Genomic DNA, 882 nt, shown 5'->3' on the forward strand with positions numbered 1-882 from the left:
GTAAAGCTCATCTTCCCTTTCCATTTAGTTGCGAGGTGTACTTCAACTTGAAAATCTTTATCTTTTCGCGTTTCCCGAAACTTTATCTCAGAGGTATAAACCAATTTTGACCATTTTTTAACTTCAAGGCCTACCTCTTCTCGCACTTCACGAGTTAGCGCCTCTTCGTATGATTCGCCCCGGTCAACGAGCCCTCCAGGGAGCGACCAGCGAACGCCCCCTTTTCGCCGTCTGTTAGCAACCAACAAAAGGCCTTGGGGCGACACAAGAAACCCGAATACTGCTTTGCGTACCCTCATGCTATTCATGCTATTCATGCTCCAGATTGAGTCCAGCATCGATGAGCTTTTGGGTTTCCTCAACATTGCCCCCCATGTGGCCGCTACCTTTTTTACCTGGGTAGGCACCAGCCATTAAACGGCCCTCTACTACCCAATACGCACGCCCGGTCGGGCCCTCTAACCCCAAGGGGGCTAGGGATAAGTCACTGCTACTCAACTGTTTCTCCACTTCTTGGTTCATTGACCTTCTTTCCAATTTGACACAAAATCGCACTGCTCGCTCGTTTGTGGCGACTTACGGTGCCCGGCACCGGCATCGCCGGCTCGCAAACGGGTGAGTTCACCCAAAGCATCTTCGGGCGAAACCAAGCCATGGCGGATCATCCAACACGCCACCACGGTGCCGGTGCGGCCTAAACCACCCCAACAATGGGCATACACGTTGCCGCCTTGGCGCAAATGCTGATCAACGGCGTCGAGCACCGTCACCATGTGTTCCAACGTGGGGATGCCCATGTCTGGAATCGGCTTGCGGTCAATCAAGGCCTGGCCCGACACAAAGGGGTCATACATGTTTAGGTGGCTATCGCCGCCGCTAGGC

2 protein-coding genes are annotated in these 882 nt (G+C 53.5%); both read right to left on the minus strand.

The window, feature by feature from the left end; all coding sequences use genetic code 11:
• Positions 1 to 299: NUDIX domain-containing protein (locus tag EYQ49_08480; GenBank protein ID HIG25909.1), on the minus strand; the 299-nt coding region annotated here is incomplete at its 3' end.
• Between the two features lie 219 nt (positions 300 to 518).
• On the minus strand, positions 519 to 854 hold the full coding sequence (locus tag EYQ49_08485) for a hypothetical protein (GenBank protein ID HIG25910.1): 336 nt from the start codon (positions 852 to 854) through the stop codon (positions 519 to 521).
• Positions 855 to 882 lie beyond the last annotated feature (28 nt).

The organism is Acidimicrobiia bacterium, from assembly GCA_012959995.1.
GTDB lineage: Bacteria > Actinomycetota > Acidimicrobiia > Acidimicrobiales > MedAcidi-G1 > MedAcidi-G2B.

Bases quoted from the DNA above. Each gene is read 5' to 3' on its own strand.
- EYQ49_08485 (HIG25910.1), bottom strand. From the start codon at position 854: ATGTATGACCCCTTTGTGTCGGGCCAGGCCTTGATTGACCGCAAGCCG.